This window comes from Variovorax sp. P4_B10, from assembly GCF_056402375.1.
The window spans coordinates 1-18,509 of the sequence record NZ_JBFUHN010000033.1; the positions used below are offsets into that span (position 1 = coordinate 1).

The 18,509-nt window shown below is 68.3% G+C and carries 20 protein-coding genes; 6 read left to right on the forward strand and 14 right to left on the reverse strand.

Annotated elements, in window-relative coordinates:
- Nucleotides 1-68: 68 nt before the first annotated feature.
- The 3 genes from AC1DXX_RS16780 to AC1DXX_RS16790 form a co-directional block, all read right to left on the reverse strand.
- The gene (locus AC1DXX_RS16780; protein WP_478135335.1) at nucleotides 69-677 is read right to left on the reverse strand and encodes a class I SAM-dependent methyltransferase; all 609 of its coding nucleotides are present in this window, start codon (nucleotides 675-677) and stop codon (nucleotides 69-71) included.
- On the reverse strand, nucleotides 674-1,135 hold the full coding sequence (ybeY, locus tag AC1DXX_RS16785; protein ID WP_478135336.1) for an rRNA maturation RNase YbeY: 462 nt from the start codon (nucleotides 1,133-1,135) through the stop codon (nucleotides 674-676). Before ybeY ends, AC1DXX_RS16780 begins: the two co-directional genes overlap by 4 nt.
- Nucleotides 1,136-1,296: 161 nt before the next feature.
- Complete coding sequence (locus AC1DXX_RS16790) at nucleotides 1,297-2,247, reverse strand: PhoH family protein (protein WP_478135337.1); 951 nt, start codon at nucleotides 2,245-2,247, stop codon at nucleotides 1,297-1,299.
- Between the two features lie 20 nt (nucleotides 2,248-2,267).
- Here AC1DXX_RS16790 and ruvA point away from each other — a divergent pair, with 20 nt between their 5' ends.
- On the forward strand, nucleotides 2,268-2,840 hold the full coding sequence (ruvA, locus tag AC1DXX_RS16795) for a Holliday junction branch migration protein RuvA (protein WP_478135338.1): 573 nt from the start codon (nucleotides 2,268-2,270) through the stop codon (nucleotides 2,838-2,840).
- Between the two features lie 183 nt (nucleotides 2,841-3,023).
- On the opposite strand, the gene AC1DXX_RS16800 is transcribed toward ruvA, so the two are convergent.
- The 7 genes from AC1DXX_RS16800 to AC1DXX_RS16830 are packed head-to-tail and all read right to left on the reverse strand — an operon-like array spanning nucleotide 3,024 to nucleotide 9,509.
- Entirely contained in the window at nucleotides 3,024-3,644 is a 621-nt protein-coding gene (locus AC1DXX_RS16800) for a YdeI/OmpD-associated family protein (protein ID WP_478135339.1), read from the reverse strand.
- Nucleotides 3,641-4,597: a phosphatidate cytidylyltransferase gene (locus AC1DXX_RS16805; protein ID WP_478135340.1), complete on the reverse strand. Its 957-nt coding sequence runs from the start codon at nucleotides 4,595-4,597 to the stop codon at nucleotides 3,641-3,643. The genes AC1DXX_RS16800 and AC1DXX_RS16805 overlap by 4 nt, the downstream gene beginning before the upstream one ends.
- The gene (locus AC1DXX_RS16810; RefSeq protein WP_478135341.1) at nucleotides 4,594-5,313 is read right to left on the reverse strand and encodes a lysophospholipid acyltransferase family protein; all 720 of its coding nucleotides are present in this window, start codon (nucleotides 5,311-5,313) and stop codon (nucleotides 4,594-4,596) included. Before AC1DXX_RS16810 ends, AC1DXX_RS16805 begins: the two co-directional genes overlap by 4 nt.
- Nucleotides 5,310-5,750, reverse strand: a complete 441-nt coding sequence (locus AC1DXX_RS16815) for a hypothetical protein (protein ID WP_478135342.1) — start codon at nucleotides 5,748-5,750, stop codon at nucleotides 5,310-5,312. The genes AC1DXX_RS16810 and AC1DXX_RS16815 overlap by 4 nt, the downstream gene beginning before the upstream one ends.
- The gene (locus tag AC1DXX_RS16820; protein WP_478135343.1) at nucleotides 5,743-7,092 is read right to left on the reverse strand and encodes a phosphatase PAP2/dual specificity phosphatase family protein; all 1,350 of its coding nucleotides are present in this window, start codon (nucleotides 7,090-7,092) and stop codon (nucleotides 5,743-5,745) included. Before AC1DXX_RS16820 ends, AC1DXX_RS16815 begins: the two co-directional genes overlap by 8 nt.
- The gene (locus AC1DXX_RS16825) at nucleotides 7,089-8,855 is read right to left on the reverse strand and encodes a bifunctional alpha/beta hydrolase/class I SAM-dependent methyltransferase (RefSeq protein WP_478135344.1); all 1,767 of its coding nucleotides are present in this window, start codon (nucleotides 8,853-8,855) and stop codon (nucleotides 7,089-7,091) included. Before AC1DXX_RS16825 ends, AC1DXX_RS16820 begins: the two co-directional genes overlap by 4 nt.
- A 27-nt stretch (nucleotides 8,856-8,882) precedes the next feature.
- Nucleotides 8,883-9,509 (reverse strand): CDP-alcohol phosphatidyltransferase family protein, encoded by a 627-nt coding sequence (locus AC1DXX_RS16830; RefSeq protein ID WP_478135345.1) that lies wholly within the window; start codon nucleotides 9,507-9,509, stop codon nucleotides 8,883-8,885.
- A gap of 83 nt (nucleotides 9,510-9,592) precedes the next feature.
- Here AC1DXX_RS16830 and ruvB point away from each other — a divergent pair, with 83 nt between their 5' ends.
- Nucleotides 9,593-10,657 (forward strand): Holliday junction branch migration DNA helicase RuvB, encoded by a 1,065-nt coding sequence (gene ruvB / locus AC1DXX_RS16835; RefSeq protein WP_478135346.1) that lies wholly within the window; start codon nucleotides 9,593-9,595, stop codon nucleotides 10,655-10,657.
- Between the two features lie 9 nt (nucleotides 10,658-10,666).
- Nucleotides 10,667-11,620 (forward strand): CDF family Co(II)/Ni(II) efflux transporter DmeF, encoded by a 954-nt coding sequence (gene dmeF / locus AC1DXX_RS16840; RefSeq protein WP_478135347.1) that lies wholly within the window; start codon nucleotides 10,667-10,669, stop codon nucleotides 11,618-11,620.
- Nucleotides 11,621-11,738: 118 nt separating this feature from the next.
- Here dmeF and AC1DXX_RS16845 read toward each other — a convergent pair whose 3' ends face one another.
- Nucleotides 11,739-13,481 (reverse strand): lysoplasmalogenase family protein, encoded by a 1,743-nt coding sequence (locus AC1DXX_RS16845; RefSeq protein WP_478135348.1) that lies wholly within the window; start codon nucleotides 13,479-13,481, stop codon nucleotides 11,739-11,741.
- A gap of 94 nt (nucleotides 13,482-13,575) precedes the next feature.
- Between AC1DXX_RS16845 and AC1DXX_RS16850 the strand changes: the two genes are divergently transcribed.
- Nucleotides 13,576-14,445: a UDP-2,3-diacylglucosamine diphosphatase gene (locus tag AC1DXX_RS16850; RefSeq protein ID WP_478135349.1), complete on the forward strand. Its 870-nt coding sequence runs from the start codon at nucleotides 13,576-13,578 to the stop codon at nucleotides 14,443-14,445.
- A 15-nt stretch (nucleotides 14,446-14,460) separates the two neighbouring features.
- Here the strand turns inward: AC1DXX_RS16850 and AC1DXX_RS16855 are convergent, their stop codons facing one another.
- Nucleotides 14,461-14,712 carry a hypothetical protein gene (locus AC1DXX_RS16855; protein WP_478135350.1) on the reverse strand — a complete coding sequence of 84 codons (252 nt, stop codon included), beginning with the start codon at nucleotides 14,710-14,712 and terminating at the stop codon, nucleotides 14,461-14,463.
- A 276-nt stretch (nucleotides 14,713-14,988) separates the two neighbouring features.
- On the opposite strand from AC1DXX_RS16855, the gene AC1DXX_RS16860 reads away from it, so the two are divergent.
- A complete protein-coding gene (locus tag AC1DXX_RS16860) occupies nucleotides 14,989-16,080 on the forward strand; it encodes a CaiB/BaiF CoA transferase family protein (RefSeq protein ID WP_478135351.1) in 1,092 nt (363 codons plus the stop codon).
- 34 nt (nucleotides 16,081-16,114) lie between these two features.
- On the forward strand, nucleotides 16,115-17,263 hold the full coding sequence (locus AC1DXX_RS16865; RefSeq protein WP_478135352.1) for an acyl-CoA dehydrogenase family protein: 1,149 nt from the start codon (nucleotides 16,115-16,117) through the stop codon (nucleotides 17,261-17,263).
- Here the strand turns inward: AC1DXX_RS16865 and AC1DXX_RS16870 are convergent.
- Both AC1DXX_RS16870 and AC1DXX_RS16875 read right to left on the reverse strand, forming a co-directional pair.
- A complete protein-coding gene (locus tag AC1DXX_RS16870) occupies nucleotides 17,232-17,663 on the reverse strand; it encodes a hypothetical protein (protein ID WP_478135353.1) in 432 nt (143 codons plus the stop codon). The two genes, AC1DXX_RS16865 and AC1DXX_RS16870, sit on opposite strands and share 32 nt — an antisense overlap.
- On the reverse strand, nucleotides 17,660-18,451 hold the full coding sequence (locus AC1DXX_RS16875) for an AP2 domain-containing protein (protein WP_478135354.1): 792 nt from the start codon (nucleotides 18,449-18,451) through the stop codon (nucleotides 17,660-17,662). The genes AC1DXX_RS16870 and AC1DXX_RS16875 overlap by 4 nt, the downstream gene beginning before the upstream one ends.
- Nucleotides 18,452-18,509: the final 58 nt, after the last annotated feature.

Consider the following 18,509-nt stretch of genomic DNA (forward strand, 5'->3'; position numbering starts at 1 on the left):
CAGCCTTGCTGCGCGCGGGCGCCTTGCAGCCAGCCCCTTTGCGAAGCAACGCGACCCCTTGCATAGCGTTAACAGGCCCTAGGCTCAAGCACCGCCTCCCACACGACCTTCGATTGCGCGTAGCGCTCGATCGTCATTTCTTCCAGGTGCCGCATGCGCCAGCCGTCGGCAAAGAGCCGCTGCACCGCGTCGCGGTCGAAGAAGCGCTTGGGCATGCCGTCGACGAGGTAGAAGAAATCCTCGTCCCTGCCGCTGGACGTCGGTCCGCGGCCGCCGAATTGGAGGTCGTTGACCGAGTTGAGTCGGCACAGCAGCAGGCCGTCCGGGCGCAGCACGCCGTGGATGCGTCGTACCAGCGCCAGTGTCTCGTCCCACGCGAAGTAGTGCAGCGACAGGCTGGCGAGCACCACGCCGACCGTGCGGCCGGCAGGCAGCGGAAAGGGCTCGCGGAAGTCCTGGCAATGGAACTGCGCGCCGGCCGGCACGCGCTGGCGGGCCTTCTCCACGGCCTCAGACGACAACTCGACGCCCACGACGCGCAGGCCTGCATCGACCAGCGTGGCGCTGTCGGGCCCGGTGCCGCAGCCCAGTTCGAGCACCGGGTCTTCGCCGGCCCGCTCCCGCAGCAACGGCAGCCAGCGGGGCAGCCAGGGATCGGTGCCCGCAGTGGTCATCATCCCTTGCCGTAGGGGTTGCGGATGCCCAACTCCGCGAGGATCTGGATTTCGTACGCCTCCATCTCCTCGGCATCGGCCTCGCTGGTCTCGTGGTCCCAGCCCTGCGCATGCAGCGTGCCGTGCACCAGCATGTGCGCGTAGTGCGCGGCCAGCGTCTTGCGCTGTTCCTTCGCCTCGTGCGCGATCACCGGCGCGCACAGCACCAGGTCGGCCATCGCCACGGGGCTCTGTGCATAGTCGAAGGTCAGCACGTTGGTCGCGTAGTCCTTGCCGCGGAATTCGCGGTTCAGCCGCTGGCCTTCCTCGGCATCGACGATGCGCACCGTGATCTCGCCGTCGATGTCGAGCGCATGGCGGATCCAGCGCGTCACGCTGTGGCGCGGCAGGGCGGCGCGATGTCGTTCGACGCCCTTGAAGCGCGCGAACTGCAGCGAGAGGGAAAGTGCGGGCAGCGTCATCTCAGTTTTCCATGGTGCCAAGCGCCACCCGTATTGCATGAAACCGGCGCGGCCAGTTCGCGGGACACCGCGGAACCGGCTTTGCCGGGCCGCCGGTGTCGCCCCCGGCGAGGGGGTGGGCGTAGCGACACGAAGTGCGCGAAGCCTGGGGGAGTTTCATTTCAATGCGCGCCGGCGCGCTTGCGCTGGCCGTCGTAGGCGTCGACGATCTTGGCGACCAGCGGATGCCGCACCACGTCGGCACTCGTGAAGTGCGTGATCGCGATGCCGCTCACGCGCCGCAGCACGCGCTCGGCGTCGATCAGCCCGCTCAGCTGCTGCTTGGGCAGGTCGATCTGGCTCACGTCGCCCGTCACCACGGCCTTTGCGCCGAAGCCGATGCGCGTGAGGAACATCTTCATCTGCTCGACCGTGGTGTTCTGCGCTTCGTCGAGGATCACGAAAGCGTTGTTCAGCGTGCGTCCGCGCATGAAGGCCAGCGGCGCGATCTCGAGCGCATTGCGCTCGAAGGCCTTCTGCACCTTCTCGTAGCCCATCAGGTCGTAGAGCGCGTCGTACAGCGGGCGCAGGTAGGGGTCGACCTTCTGCGTCAGGTCGCCCGGCAGGAAGCCGAGGCGCTCGCCCGCCTCTACCGCCGGACGCGTGAGCACGATGCGCTGCACTGCGGCGCGCTCCAGCGCATCGACCGCGCACGCCACCGCAAGATACGTCTTGCCGGTGCCCGCCGGACCGATGCCGAAGGTGATGTCGTGCTTGGCGATGTTGTCGAGGTACAGGGCCTGTGTCGGCGTGCGTGCGCGCAGATCGGCACGGCGGGTGACGAGCATGGCCGCGTCCTCGTCGCTCATCGAGCCATCGCCCGCGAGCGTGAGCTGCACCACGGCCGGGTCGATCGGGCGCTGGGCAATCTCGTAGAGTGCCTGCAGCACATCCATCGCACGTTGCGCGCCGGCCTTGGGACCGTCGACCTTGAACTGCTCGTGGCGGTGCGCGATCTTCACCCCCAGGGCTTCCTCGATGCGGCGCAGGTGAGCGTCCAGCGGTCCGCACAGATGGCCAAGGCGCGAATTGTTGGGGGGAGCAAAGGTGTGTCGCAGAATCACGCCGGACATTTCAAGGAAAAAGGGCACCCATGATAGGCAAACTCACCGGCACACTGGCCGAACGCAACCCGCCGCAGGTGGTGGTGGACTGCAACGGGGTCGGATACGAGGTCGACGTGCCGATGAGCACGTTCTACAACCTGCCCGGCACCGGAGAGCGCGTTTCGCTGCTCACGCACTTCGTCGTGCGCGAGGACGCGCAGATTCTCTACGGTTTCGGCACCGCCGAGGAGCGCGCGGCTTTCCGCCAGCTCATCAAGATCACCGGCGTGGGCCCGCGCACCGCGCTCGGCCTGCTCTCGGGCATGAGCGTGGGCGAGCTGTCGCAGGCGATCACGACGCAGGAGCTCGGCCGGCTCGTGAAGATCCCGGGCATCGGCAAGAAGACCGCCGAGCGGCTGCTGCTCGAGCTCAAGGGGAAGCTGGGCGCCGATATCGGCATGCCTGCACATGCCGCTTCCGATGCGCAGGCCGACATCCTGCAGGCGCTGATCGCGCTGGGCTACAGCGACAAGGAAGCCGCGCTGGCGCTCAAGGCGTTGCCGAAGGACGCGACCGTGAGCGAAGGGATCAAGCTGGCGCTGAAGGCGCTGGCGAAGTGAGCTTGAAGCTTTGCTTTTCGATGCGTTGTGGGTGATTCAGGGCGCGATCCCGCCGACGGTGTGCTCGCTCAGAGCAGTGGTTGATCGGCCAGCACGAGAGCAGTACCCGGTGTCCTGTGCACGCGCCCCGGAACGAAACATCCCTGAGCGCCCAGTACTTCGCGCCGCTCGCGCTTTCAGCGATCAGGGATGGATCTTCTCGCCCTTCGCCAGCATCTCCACGAACTGCGCGATGCGGCGCGCCCGGGTCTCGGGCTTCTTCGCGCCCTGCGTGCGGAACAGCACCGCATAGCGGTTGCGCGAATCCAGCGTCGCGAAGAAGGCCTTCGCCTTGCGGTTCGCATCGAGCGCGGCCTGCAGGTCGGGCGGCACGGTGGCGACGCTCTGGGCGTCGTAGGCCGCGTCCCAGCGTCCGTCGGTACGGGCGCGTTCGATCTCGGCGAGGCCGGCCGGCTGCATGCGGCCGTCGTCGATCAGCTTCAGCACCTTGTCGCGGTTGATCTTCGACCAGGTGCTGCGCGCGGTGCGCGGGGTGAAGCGCTGCAGGAAATGCTGCGCGTCTTCGCCTTTGCGCTGGCCGTCGATCCAGCCGTAGCAGAGGGCGACTTCGAGCGCCTCGGGGTGGTCGATGGAGGCGATGCCGCTGGCCTTCTTCGCCATGCGAATCCACACACCGGCCGCGGTGGCATGGTGGCGCTTCAGCCAACGTTCCCATGCGGCGACGGTGGTGCATTCGACCGGCGTGTCGTGCGTAATGCGCTCGACGGCCGCCGGTTTCTTCACGGCGGCGCGCGCCGTGCTCACGGCACCCACCAGTAGCGCAGCGCATGAAAGTAGATCGGCGCCGCGAAGATCACCGAGTCGAGCCGGTCGAGCATGCCGCCATGGCCCTCGATCATCGAGCCCCAGTCCTTCACGCCGCGGTCGCGCTTGATGGCCGACATCACCAGCCCGCCGAAGAAGCCCATGAAGCAGATCATGAAGGCCATCAGCGCAGCCTGCCACGGGTTGAACGGCGTGGCCCAGTAGAGCGCCGCGCCCAGCGCGGTGGCGCTCGCCACGCCGCCGATCAGGCCTTCCCAGGTCTTGGAGGGCGACAGCTCGGGCGCGACCTTGCGCTTGCCGAAGAGCTTGCCCCACACGTACTGCAGCACGTCGCTGCCTTGCACCACGATCACGAGGAAAGCGATCAAGAGCAGGTTGCGGCCTTCGAAACCCGGAATCTGCAGCGTGAGCAGCGCGGGCACGTGGCTGATGCAGAACACGCAGACCATCAGCCCCCACTGGATCTTCGAGGTGCGCTCCAGGAAGCGCTGCGTGTCGCCGCCCACCGCCGCGAGGATCGGCAGGATCAGGAAGGCATAGACCGGGATGAAGATCGAATACAACCCGTACCACTCGATCCAGATCAGGAAGTACTGCCCCGGCAGCGCAACGAAGAACGCGAGCGCGATCGCCGCATGGTCGCCGCGCCGCGTGTAGGCGAGGCTGATGAACTCGCGCAGCGCATAGAACGAGATCAGGTAGAACAGCACGATCACGCCGCCCTTGCCGAACGCGAAGGCGAGGCCGATCACCGCCACCATCACCCACCATGCGTTGACGCGCGAGTTGAGGTTGTCGATCACCGAATGCGGCTGGCCGTTCGCCACCCGCCACTTGAGCAGCACGCCGATGGCCGAGGCCAGCAGCAGCACGCCGAAGACGCCGCCGAAGAGCTTGAGCGTGGTCCACGCGAAGGGAGAGAGTTCGATCACGAGGCGGTCCCTCCGTTCTGCTCGATGCGGTCGTATTCGGGGCGCAGGTCGAGCATGGCGGTGCGTGCGCGGGCGATGAACGTGTTCTTGTCCTCGCCTTCCTCCAGCTTGATCGGCGTGCCGAAACGCACCGTGCAGGCCAGCGGAATCGGCACCAGCGTGCCCTTGGGCAGCACGCGCTTCAGGTTCTCGATCCACACCGGCACCAGCCGCACGCTGGGACAGGCGCGCGCCAGGTGGAAGAGGCCGCTCTTGAGCGGCAGCAGGATCTCGTCGCCGGTGTTGCGCGTGCCCTCGGGGAACATGATCAGCGAGTCGCCGCCCTCCAGCGCCTGCGTCATCTGCTCGACCGGGTTCTCGCCCTGGCCCGAGCCGTCGCGCCGGATCATCAGCGCATTGAACACGTCGGCGCCGATGAACTGGCGCAGCTTCGAGGCGTTCCAGTAGTCCTGCCCCGCCACGGGCCGGGTGAGCGCGCGCAGGTCGGGCGGCAGCGTGGCCCAGAGCAGCACGAAGTCGCCGTGGCTCGTGTGGTTGGCGAAGTACAGCGTCTGCTCGGCCTTGGGCGTGGTGCCGCTCCAGATGGCGCGCACGCCGGTCAGGAGCCCGGCCGCACCGATGATCAGCTTGCCCGCGACGATGGCGAGCGCGCGGCGCAGCACCGTGCTTTCGGGCTTGGGCTTGTCGCTGTTCTTGTTGTTGTCTTCGTCGGTCAAGAGAGATCCTGTGTCATCAAGGCGAGGAGAAACATGGCGCTCTGGCAGGCGACCACGATGGCTTGGCGCTGCATGAGCTGGCGGGTGCCTTGCACGCGGTTGTCGAGCGGACGGATGTGCTGCGATGGCTGTGCATTGCGCAGGCCGAGGCTGTCGAGTGCGCCATCGAGTGTTTCCAGCGATGCGATGGTGCCGCGCGCCAGGTCGTCGAAAAGCGCCTGGTCCAGCCGCAACCGGAAAGCGAAATAGCGTTCGAGCACCCCGAGGATCACGGCCGCGCCGAAGCCCATGGCGGCCGTGGTCGAGAGCGAACGCAGCGTCAGCGCGAGCACCAGCGCGGCGATGCATGTCAGCGCGAAGCCCCAGATCGCCAGCACCGTGAAGGCGCGCAGCAGGCCGGCCAGTGCTGCGCAGGTGGCGCGTTCGTTGTCAGTCATGAGGCGGTACCTCTGGCGTGACGGAGCCCAGCGGCGCCAGAGAAACCATCCATGCGCGCCGCAGAACGATCTGCGGCCGGGCCTGGCGCACCGTGTCCTCGGCCTGCGCCAGGCCGCCTGCCGAACCGTAGCGGCCCAGCCATGCGATCGCCGCGGCGGCACTGCGCGAAAAGCCGAGCGCACAGCACACCCACACCGGCGCGCCTGCGGCGTTGCGGCGCTGGCCTTCGATGACTGCTGCTGCGCGTTGCAAGCGCACTGTCGGCGGCACCACCAGGTCGAGCAGCGGCACACAGCGCGCATCCGGCACGCCGGCCGGCATCTGCAGTTCGGCACACAGGCTCACCAGCCGGGGCTGGCCGGCGGCCAGCCATTCGGCATGCGTCGGCCGGCGGCCCAGCCGCAGGCCGGGCACCACCTCGACCGAGGCCGGCAGCTTGCGCGTCCAGAGCCAGGCGTTGATCGCCGCGCACAGGCGGTAGGGCGCGAACAGCCAGCGCGCCGCCCAACCCATGCGCCCCTGCCTGTTCATCTGGAAGCCGCGCGCGCCGAAGCCGATGTAGTTGAGTGCCACGAACCCAAGCGACGCAGCCGGCCACGCCAGCCACAGCGAGGCGCCGCCGCCATACAACGCAGCGGCAAGAAGCAGCGCCGCGCCCACGGCATAGAAGCCCGCGAGCATCCAGCGCTGCGGGTCGCGTGCGAGTTGCCATGCATGCGGCATCGACACCGCGCGCTCCAGCGGCCAGAGCCAGACGCACACCACCCCCAGCAGCGCGCCGGTCGGAATGTCGATGAAGTGGTGCTGCCAGGTCGTGAGCACCGATGCGCAGATCGCGAACGCCCACACATGCAGCACCAGCCGCGCCCAGAGCGCGCGCAGGAACTGCCGGTACCAGTCCCACAGGATCACCGCCAGCGCGATGTGCAGCGAAGGCGCCTGGTTGAACGGCTGGTCGAAGCCGCGCAGCGCGTTGAACAGAAAGGCCGGCGCGCCCTCGACCGGCGGCTGTCCGAAGCTGAAGTGCAGCGGCCAGACGATGAAGCAGCTGCAGGCGATCAGTGTCGCGGTGACGAGCCGCAGCGCATGGCGGTCCAGCGCGTGCTTGCTGCGCGCGAGGAACAGCGACAGCGCATAGAACACGTTGATCGTCCAGTACGGAAAGATCGTCCACGGCCAGAACGGTATCTGCCGCTCCCAGTCGAAGGCCATCGAGGGCACGTTCGCACGCGTGGTGGCCCACCAGTTGGCGAAACCGTAGGTCGCATAGAACAGCGGCCCGAGGAGCACGAGCCACGCGGCTGCGCGCTTCCAGGGACGTTGTCCAGGCCGGGTTCTCATCGCCCCGTGCGCACCGCCAGCGAAACCGTGAAGATGCCCCACTCGTCGATCCGCTGGTCGATCTTGCGGAAGCCCGCTTCCTCCACCAGCTGGTCCATCTCGACCTGCGTGCGGCGGCGCATCACCCAGGCCTCGCCCTGGCGGTGGCTGGTGAGCGCGCGCGCAATCATCTCGAGCTGCGGATGCCAGGGCTGTCCGGTGTAGACGAGGTAGCCGCGGTCTTCCACCGCGTCGCCCACGCCCGCGAGCGAGCGCCGCACCATCTCGTTGTCGGGGAAGAGCTCGTAGAGGCCCGACACCACCGCCAGCGTGGGCCGTGGCGTCACGCTCGCGAGGCTGATGCGGTCGAAGGCGTCGGCCTGCACGAACTGCGCAACGTCCTCGAGGCCCTTCTCGGCGATCAGTGCGCGGCCGTCGCGCACATTGATGTCGCTGTAGTCGCGCAGCAGGATCGAACTGGCCTTGACCGGGCTCGCGAGCACCGCGTCGAGCACATAGCGGCCGTGGCCGGCGGCAATGTCCATCACCCGCACCTCGCGGTGCATCTCGGCCAGCCGCTCCATCGCGATGCGCAGCAGCTCCTCGACGTGGATCTTGCGCTGCCGGATGCCGCGCCAGCCGATCGAGTTCAGGTACGTGTTGTCGATGGACCGGCCCAGCGGCCCCTTGCCGTGCGGGTGGTTGCGGTAGACGTAGTCGAGCGTGCTGCCCGAATCGAAGCCGGTCTCGTGGCCAAGCGCAATGCCGTTCGACAGCGTGCCGCCAACGCGCAAGCCCCCGCGCGTCATGGCCCAGTAGGCGCCGCGCGCCGACAGGGGCGAGAGCGGTTCGGCCAAGGCGCGCGACTCGTCAGCCGTGTCGCCGCTCAGGTGCGCCGCACGGCGGTCGACCGGCACGGCCGGCGCGTCGAAGCGCTGCAGGATGAATTCGCGGATCGACTGGACGGCCGGCGCCCGGTCTTTCTCGCCCAGCGTGTCGTGGAAGAAGCCCGGCAGTTCGGTCTTGGTCTTGACCGCGCTGCCCAGCCGCTCGAAGAACTGGTGCTGCGGCTTGTGGTGCACCACCCAGTCGGCGCCCGAGATCAGCAACTGCACCGGCAGCGTGATCGCATTGGCGTCGGCCACCACGCGGTCGGCCGCTTCGTAGAGGCCCAGCAGGATATTGACCGCGATGGGCCGCGAGATCAGCGGATCGCTCTCGTAGCTCGCGATGCGTGCCGGGTCGTGCGTGAGGAATTTCGCCTTCACGTAGCTGTTGACGAAGAAGAGTCCGCGCAGCTTGTGCATCAGACCCAAGCCGGCGCGCGCGAACGGCACGTAGAGCTTCACCTTGAAGGCCGGCGAGGCCAGCGTGAGCCCGCGCACCTTGGGCGCGTAGTCGTGGGCCCAGGTCGCGATCAGCACCGCGCCCACGCTTTGCGCGACGACGTGGATGTCCTCTTCGGGCACGCCGTGCGCGCTGCCGATGTGGTGGACGAAGGTCTGCACGTCGCGCACCGAGGTGCCGAAGCTCGGGCTGTAGCCGCGCTGGCCGGGCGAACGGCCGTGGCCGCGCGCGTCCCAGGCGAAGAAGTCGAAATCGGGCAGGTTCAGCTCGTCGACCAGGTGCGCCATGCGCGCACCGTGCTCATGGCCGCGGTGGAACAGCACGATGGCGCCGCGGCGCGTGGCGCCCGTGGCAGGCCAGTGGCGGTAGAAAAGCGATTCGCCGTCGTGCGTCTGGAAGTGGTGCTCGGCGGCAATGCGTGGAATGGTGTCGGTCATGGAATCCCTGTCGATTCTGGTTTTTGTTCAGTGGCTGCCTGCGGCATCGGCTTCGGCCAATGCGCGGCGGATGCGGTTGACGGTGGTCCAGGCCACGAGCGCCGCGGCCAGCGGCATCAGCCAGGCCGTCCAGCCCGGCAGCGGCCAGCCCAGCGCCACGTAGAGGCCGAGCGCGCCGAACACGAAGGCCCGGTCGCTCTTGCCCAGCGGCCCGTCGTAGCGGCGCGAGGCTCCCACCGTGGGGCCGAGCGCGCCGGCGAACTCGCTCAGCCCGGCCAGCACGATCACCGTGCCGACCCAGAACGGGCTGAAGGGCTGCACCAGCGCGAAGGGGAGGTAGAGCGCGGCATCGGAGACCACGTCGGTCAGTTCGTTGAGGAAGGCGCCCAGCCTGCTCTGCTGGTTGTGCTCGCGCGCCAGCATGCCGTCGATGGCGTTGAAGGCCATGCGCAGGAACATCCAGGCGGGGATGAGCCCGAAGGCCGCGAAGGATGAGAGGTAGGGCGCCGCGAAGAAAAGCCAGAGCCCGAGGGCGACCGACACGACGCACGCCGCCAGCGTGACCTGGTTGGCCGTGACGCCCATGACATGCAGGCGGACCACCAGCGGCCGCAGCAGGGCCTGGAAGCGCGGCTTCAGTTCGTAGATTGACACGTGCTGGCTTCCCCTCGTTTGTTATATGGCCGGAGCATTCTGCCAGTGTGGCAGGCACTAAACTCAGTCCGAAAACTCACCAAATGACGATCCAGACCGACGATTTCGCACCCGCCCCTCAACGCGTGGTGTCCGCCGCCCCCGCCTCGCCCAACGAAGAGGCGATCGAGCGGGCCTTGCGCCCCAAGCTGCTCGACGAATACGTCGGCCAGGCCAAGGTGCGCGAGCAGCTCGAAATCTTCATCGGCGCCGCGCGCAAGCGCAAGGAGGCGCTCGACCACGTCCTGCTGTTCGGCCCGCCAGGCCTGGGCAAGACCACGCTGTCGCACATCATCGCGGCCGAACTGGGCGTCAACCTGCGCCAGACATCGGGCCCCGTGCTCGAAAAGCCCAAGGACCTGGCGGCGCTCCTGACCAACCTCGAGCCGAACGATGTGCTCTTCATCGACGAGATCCACCGCCTGAGCCCGGTCGTCGAGGAAATCCTGTATCCCGCGCTGGAGGACTACCAGATCGACATCATGATCGGCGAGGGCCCCGCGGCGCGCAGCATCAAGCTCGACCTGCAGCCCTTCACCCTGGTGGGCGCCACCACCCGCGCCGGCATGCTGACCAACCCGCTGCGCGACCGCTTCGGCATCGTCGCCCGGCTGGAGTTCTACACGCCCGAGGAACTCGCGCTGATCGTGCGGCGCAGCGCCGGCCTGCTCAAGGTCGAGACCGACGCCGCCGGCGGCTTCGAAATTGCCCGCCGCTCGCGCGGCACGCCCCGCATCGCCAACCGCCTGCTGCGCCGCGTGCGCGACTATGCCGAGGTCAAGGGCGACGGCCGCATCACCGAGGACATCGCCCACAAGGCGCTGGCCATGCTCGACGTCGATCCGCAGGGTTTCGACCTGATGGACCGCAAGCTGCTCGAAGCCGTGATCCACCGCTTCGACGGCGGCCCGGTCGGCCTGGACAACGTGGCGGCCAGCATCGGCGAGGAGCGCGACACCATCGAGGACGTGATCGAGCCCTACCTCATCCAACAGGGCTACCTGCAGCGCACGCCGCGCGGCCGCATCGCCACGCTGGCGGCCTACCGCCACCTGGGCGTGACGCCGCCGTCGAGCCGTTCCGACGGACAGGATCTTTTCGGAGCTTGAGGCAAACCCATGCACACCCATGACCTGAGCGCCTGGCAGCACGACCACCACTTCGGTGCCGGCAATGCTTCGGCCGAGCGCAGCACCCGCCTCGTGATGTGGATCACCGCCACGATGATGGTGATCGAGATCGGCGCCGGCTGGTGGTTCAACTCGATGGCGCTGCTGGCCGACGGCTGGCACATGAGTTCGCACGCGCTGGCCATCGGCCTGAGCGCCTTTGCCTATGCGGCGGCGCGGCGCTACGCGCGCGACCCGCGCTTTGCCTTCGGCACCTGGAAGATCGAGGTGCTGGGCGGCTTTGTGAGCGCGCTGCTGCTGCTCGGCGTCGCGGCGCTGATGGTGGCGGGCTCGCTCGAACGGCTGTGGTCGCCCTCTGCGATCCATTACCCCGAGGCGGTGGCCGTCGCCGTGCTGGGGCTGGTGGTCAACCTGGTCTGCGCGCGGCTGCTGGGCGGCACGCACCACGACCACGATCACGGGCATCACCATGCCCACGGCCACCACCATCACCACGAACATGGCCACGACCTGAACCTGCGCTCCGCCTACCTGCACGTGGTGGCCGATGCCGCCACTTCGGTGCTCGCCATCGCGGCGCTGCTGGGTGGCTGGTTCTACGGCTGGGCCTGGCTCGACCCGGCGATGGGCATCGTCGGCGCCGTACTCGTGGCACTCTGGGCCAAGGGGCTGCTGAAGGAAACCGGCAAGGTGCTGCTTGACCGCGAGATGGACCATCCCGTCACGGCCGAGATCCGCGAAGGCGTGGAAACCACCCTGGCCGGTTCGGAAACCCGCGTCGCCGACCTGCACGTCTGGCGCGTCGGCCGCGATGCCTACGCCTGCGCGCTCACCGTCGTGACGCACTCGCCGACGCTGACGGCCGACGAGGTGCGCGCCTGCTTCTCGATGCACGAGGAAATCCGCCACTCGACGGTGGAAATCCAGCGCTGCCCGGATTAGGTTCGGTTTTTCGCTCCTTCCCCCTCTGGGGGAAGGTTGGGATGGGGGCAGGCAGAGCGCTCGATGGGTACGCCGCTTGCCCCCACCCCAACCCTCCCCCGGGAGGGGAGGGAGCAAGTCAAGCCGTCGGGCGCGCGTGCCGCACGATCAGTACCTGCGCGGCGTAGTAAGTCGCCAGCACCCAGAGCGAGGCCAGCGGCAGCGCCGAAACAAAACGGTTGGTCGCCAGCAGCGCATCGCTCAGCATGAAGAAGCACGCGCCCACCGCCACCCACAACGCTGACGGATCGGTATGGCGCAGCACCGCCGCCCGCCCGATGGCCTGCGCCGCCATGCCGGCGATCACCACCACGTAGATCCCGACCGGGATGCGCAAGGCCGGCGGCAGTCCGCCCTGCCAAAGGAACGCATACATCGCCACGCCGATCAGCAGCGTCGCCACCAGCGCCCCGCGGCGCGGGAACATGCCGACGCCGATGCGGAACAACGCGATGTACGCCAGGTGGGCGAGCAGGAAGCAGACAAGCCCGGGCACGAACAGCTTCGCAGACCCCATCAGCAGCACATCGCCCGCCAGCGAGGCGGCCAGCCCGGCCAGCAGAAGACCGTCGAAGCGCGTCACGGCACCCGCCTTCATCGCGCGCCTGGCCGCAAGGAAGATGGCGATCGCCAATGCCAGCGGCTTGCCGATGTGGTGCAGCCAGCCGATGCCCAGCGCCGCGCTCGCGGTGGCCAGCGCGGCCGCCTCGACCAGCAGCACCTCGGTGACCGAGAAGCGCCCCTGCAGCACGCCGCCGATGGCCCACAGGCTCGCCGTCAGCGCGGCGAGCCACACGGCAGCCTGCGGCAGCGGCAAGCCATCGGAAAACCACAGGAAGACAGCCACCGTGTTCAGCAGCACCAGGAACTGCAGCCCGGCAAACCACTTCACCCCTGGGCTCACAGGCGGCTCGTAGCGCGTCACCTTCGCGATGTCGAAGGCCGGCTTCGGAAAGCGCGCCGCCACGTCGGCCGGCCGCCAGCCGGGCGGCTTGAACCACACGCGCAGCTTGTCGGCCCAGCTGCGCGCATGCCACGAATCCTTGGCCAGCGCCCAGTACACCTCGGCATTCGCCCACAGCGGGTCCCAGCTGCCGAGCTGGCTGCGCGTGCCGTAGACGCAGCGTTCGCCTTCCTCCCGGAAGCTGCCGAACAGGCGGTCCCAGATGATCAGGATGCCGCCGTAGTTGCGGTCGAGGTACCCGTCGTTCACCGCATGGTGCACGCGGTGGTTCGAGGGCGAGCAGAACCAGCGGTCGAACCAGCCGAGCTTGCCGACCTGCTCGGTGTGCACCCAGAACTGGTAGAGCAGGTCGACGAGCGCCACCACGCCGAACACCAGCGGCGGCACGCCGGCAATGGCCATCGGCAGGTAGAACACCCAGCCCAGCAGCGCGCCGCTCGAGGTCTGGCGCAGCGCGGTCGAGAGGTTGTAGTGCTGGCTCTGGTGGTGCACCACATGCGCCGCCCACAGCACCGCCGACTCGTGGCCCATGCGGTGCAGCCAGTAGTAGCAGAAGTCGTAGAACACCAGCGCCAGCAGCCAGCCGTACCAGGTGGTCCAGAAGTCGCGGGCCGTCTCGGGGGGGAACAGCGCCACCGCCGAATACACGGCCGTGTAGATGCCGATGCGCAGCAGCCCGGTCAGCACCGCGCTGATCTGGCTCAGCATGCCCAGCCCGATGCTGTTGACCGCATCGGCCAGCCGGTAGGTGTCCTGCCCGGTGCCGCGGCGCGCCCGCACGCGGCCCACCGCGAGCTCGATCGCGATCAGCAGGAAGAACACCGGGGTTGCGAGAACGATGATCTGGCCAGGGCGCATCGCGCGATTGTGGCGTTGCCATCGGGCCACGCGTCACCGGGATGTCACGGGTGTGCCATCGCGGCGTCACGCGAAGGTGGGAGCCTACCCGTCCATGCAACGCGACGACGCTTTCCTGCGCGCATGGCGCGACACCGCGACCCGGGCCTCGGAACCGGAGGACGACGATCGCCTGCGTCCACCGCTGCACTTCCGCACGCTCTGGATCTCCGACCTGCACCTGGGCACCCCCGGCTGCCAGGCCCGGGCGCTGCTCGACTTCCTCAAGCACACCGAGTGCGAAACGTTGTTCCTGGTCGGCGACATCATCGACGGCTGGCAGCTCAAGCGCCACTGGTACTGGCCGCAGGCGCACAACGACGTGATCCAGAAGCTGCTGCGCAAGGCGCGCAAGGGCACGCGCGTGATCTTCATTCCCGGCAACCACGACGAGTTCGCCCGCAAGTACCTGCACCACAACTTCGGCGGCATCGACGTGGCCGAGGAATGGATCCACGAGACCGCCGACGGCCGCAAGCTCTGGATCATCCACGGCGACCTGTTCGACGGCGTGATCCAGTGCGCCAAGTGGCTCGCCCACGTGGGCGATTCGCTCTACGAATTCACGCTCAAGCTGAACCGCCACCTCAACTCGCTGCGCGCGCGCATGGGGCTGCCGTACTGGTCGCTTTCCAAATACCTCAAGGGCAAGGTCAAGCGTGCCGTGAGCTACGTGGGCGACTTCGAGAACGCCGTGGCGCGCGAGGCCCGCAAGCGCGGCGTGCAGGGCGTGGTCTGCGGCCACATCCACCACGCCGAGATGCGCGACATCGACGGCATCCTCTATTGCAACGACGGCGACTGGGTCGAGAGCCTCACGGCGCTGGCCGAGCATGCCGACGGCACGCTGGAGATCATCGACTGGGCGCAGCACATGCCGGTGCCGGCGAAGGCGCTGCCGGCGCGGGAAGCCGTGGCGGCCTGAACAGGCCAGGCCGGTTCAGGCGCCGCCCGAAGGGCCCTTGGTCGTCGGATGGCCGAGGTACTGCCCGCGCCAGGCGTCGCAGTGGCGCCACATGCTCTTGCCCACCTCGTCCATCCACAGCCACCAGGTCAGTGCGAGGTCTCCGGCGTCGTTGGCGTCCGGAAAGAGAGGGGCCGCCGGCGCAGCGCGGGCCGGTGGGGCGGGCAGCTCGTAGTCGCACAGCCGTTCGACGCTGGCGTGCGAGAAACCCGGGGTGGTGGCGTGCATGTTGCTCTCCGTTGAGGGCAGCGCATTCTTTGGCGCACTGAACAACTCCCGGACAGGGATTTTCCGCGGCTGCGCGCGGGCACTGGAGAGGACTATCCCGGGTGTGGGCCCAAACTACGGAAACCGGCGAAGCTGCGCGCCGCGGCCGGGGCGGCATGACGCCTGCCACACCCGCTGTTGCTGCATTCGTCGCTTTGGACGATGCTCCCGAGGCCGCCCCCGCGCCAAGATGCCTGCACGCAACAGGCCGCCGGCGTGGCGCCACAGGAGACGGACATGGCAGGTCCACTGCAGGGACTGCGGGTGATCGAGATGGCGGGCCTCGGCCCCGGGCCTTTCTGCGCGATGCTGTTCGCCGACATGGGCGCGGAGGTGATCCGCATCGAACGGCCCGGCACGCGGACGGCGCTGCACGACATCCTTGCGCGCGGACGCAGCACGCTGCAGGTCGACCTTCGCGCCGAAGGCGCGGCGCCACCCATGCTCGACGCCATCGCCAAGGCCGACGTGCTCATCGAGGGCTTTCGCCCCGGCGTGATGGAGCGTCTCGGCCTCGGCCCCGCCGAATGCCATGCGCGCAACCCGCGCCTGGTTTACGGCCGCATGACCGGCTGGGGCCAGCACGGGCCGCTCGCCCATGCGGCGGGCCACGACATCAACTACATCGCCATCAGCGGCGCGCTGCACGCCATCGGCCGCTCCGGCGAGGCGCCCGTGCCGCCGCTCAACTACGTGGGCGACTTCGGCGGCGGCGCGATGCTGCTGGCCTTCGGCATCCTCGCCGCGCTGCATGAGGCGAAGGGCTCGGGCCAGGGGCAGGTGGTCGATGCCGCCATGACCGACGGCGCGGCACTGCTGTCGTCCATGATGTACGGCTTCAAGTCGGCCGGCCTGTGGAGCAACCAGCGCGGCGAGAACATGCTCGACGGCGGCGCGCACTTCTACGACACCTATGCCTGCGCCGACGGCAAGTACGTGGCCGTGGGCGCTATCGAGCCGCAGTTCTACGCGCTGCTGCGCGAGCGCTGCGGCATCGCCGACGACACCGCTTTCGACGCGCAGATGGACACCGACCGCTGGCCGTTGCTCAAGCTGCGCATGGCCGACGTGTTCCGCACCCGCACGCGCGACGAATGGTGCGTGCTGCTCGAGGGCAGCGACGCCTGCTTCGCGCCCGTGCTCGATTGGGACGAGGCGCCCGAATACCCGCACAACGTGGCGCGCGGCACCTTCGTGGAGGTCGGCGGCGTGGTGCAGCCTGCGCCCGCGCCGCGCTTCAGCCGCACCGCACCCGTCGTGCCGCCGGCCACCGCGCACGACGACGGCGAGGCCATGCTGCGCCGCTGGGGCGTTCGCCGCGTGGACTGACGATCCATCCCAGAGACCATCAAGGAGCCCACCCATGCCCATCGACTTCCGCCGCTCATGGAGCGATGAAGACCTGGAGCTCTACCGCGACACCGTGGTGCGCTTCATCGAAACCGAAGTGCTCCCGCACGACGAGGAGGCCCGCAAGCGCGGCCACGTGGGCCACGAGGTCTGGCGCAAGGCCGGCGCGCTCGGCCTGCTGTGCGCCGACGTCCCCGAGGTCTACGGCGGCGCCGGCGGCGACTTCCGCCACGAGGCCGTGTTCTACGAAGAAATGTCGCGCCGCGCCCTCACCGGCATGGCCACCTCGGTGCATGCCATCGTGGCGCACTACTTCCTCAACCACGGCACCGAGGAACAGAAGCGCCGCTACCTGCCGCGCATGGCGCGCGGCGAGCTGGTCGGCGCCATCGCCATGACCGAGCCCGGCGCCGGCTCCGACCTGCAGGGCATACGCACCCGCGCCGAGAAGAAGGAGGGCGGCTACGTCATCAACGGCTCGAAGACCTTCATCACCAACGGCTACCTCGCCGGCGTGGTGCTGGTGGTGTGCAAGACCGACCCGACGCAGGGCGCGAAGGGCACGTCGATCCTCATCGTCGAGACCGAGGGCTGCCAGGGCTTTCGCGTCGGCCGCGTGCTCGACAAGATCGGCATGAAGGCGCAGGACACCTCCGAGCTCTTCTTCGACGATGTGTGCGTGCCGGCCGATGCGCTGCTGGGCGGCCAGGAAGGGCAGGGCTTCTTCCAGCTCATGGGCGACCTGCCCTACGAGCGCACCATCATCGGCGTGAGCGCGCTCGCCACCATGGAAGGCGCCTACCAGGCCACGCTCGACTACGTGCGCGACCGCAAGGCCTTCGGCAAGCCGATTGCCGAGTTCCAGAACACCAGGTTCAAGCTGGCCGAGATCGCCACGCAGATCAAGGTGGGCCGTGCCTTCATCGACCGCTGCGTCGAAGACCTGGTGGCCGGCAAGCTCGACACCGCCACCGCTTCGATGGCCAAGCTCTGGGGCTCCGAAACCCAGGGCCGCGTGGTGGACGAATGCCTGCAGCTCTTCGGCGGCTACGGCTTCATGAACGAATACATGGTCGCGCGCATGTACGCCGACGCCCGGGTGCAGCGCATCTACGGCGGCACCAACGAGATCATGAAAGAGGTGATTTCGCGGGCGCTCTGAACGCCCCGGCCAGGGCAGCCGCCTCGGACAGCCGGCGAATCTCGGCCCGTGCGATCTCGCGGTGGTGGTAGGAGGGCGAGATGCCGATGAACCGCGTGTACCGCTCGACCGCGGCCACGGTGTTGCCCACGTCTTCCAGCGCCAGCGCTTCGAGCATGAACCGGGTGAAGAGCTTGTTGGCGTCGGCCTCCCGGTCCGACGCCGCGAGCGACTTGGGCCGAAGCTCGGGGTGCAAGTCAAAGATCTTTCGTTGCACCTCCATCACCTCGATCAATGCGCGGCCGATTCTTTCGATGTTCCCGGTGACGGGGTCCAGGTTTTTGTTGCGCACTTCCGCCGCGGCCTGGTCCAGCAGGTGCGAGGCCACCCGCAGCAGTTGGTGAAGAGGCTTGAGCGTCATGGCCGGACCATTGGGCCGCCGGCCTCGCGCCGGAAGAAACGATCGGACGATGCCTGTTTCCCGGCATCGTCGAACTTCCGGGCCAGCTGCCGCTCGCGCTCGGCAATCGCCAGGCGCTTTGCCATGTCGTAGCCATGCGCCTTCACCGAGAAGGCCTTGCACACACTGCCCTTGCCCGCGGTGAAGGTGGTGGCGAGCCAGTAGCCGGGATGGCCGGCATTGGGCGTCTTGAACTGGACCCCGCTGACACCGCTGGAGTTGGTGCTGCGGGTGATCTCCGACTTCGAGCGCTTGGGCGCGCGCGGCCCCGCCGGCTGCACCGTCATGCCTTGGCGGATCGCTTCCTCGGCCGGATGCAGCCGTGCCAGTCCCGGCATCCGGTCCAGCTGCCTCGCGCGTTCCTCGGCGGCCAGCGCCTGCGCCGCCTTGCCCACGGCCTCGACCGGGAAATCGACACGGAGTATTTCGTTCCGCCCGATGCAGGTCTTGGCGGTCCAGGCCCGCACCCTGCCGCCGGATGCGACCTGGCAAAAGACGCCTGAAATGCCGGTGGTGTTGTTGGCCCGGAGCTTTTCTGCACGGGTGCGCCGTGCCACCGGCGGCACGCTGCGGACCACGGCGTCGCGCCAGTCCTGCGCCTGGAGCAAGGCCTGCTCCAGGCTGCCGTAGCTGGCCTTGCCGAACTGCCTGTAGTAGCGAGTGCCGTTGCGCACGAGCGAGACTTCGAAGCCCCAGCGGCGGGGCGCAATGCCGTACATGGCAGCTGGGTTGGGGATACCTCTGGGCATTGCTCGACTTGCACCTGTGCTGTTCTGACAGGAATGCTAGGGAATGCGGGGTGGGGGC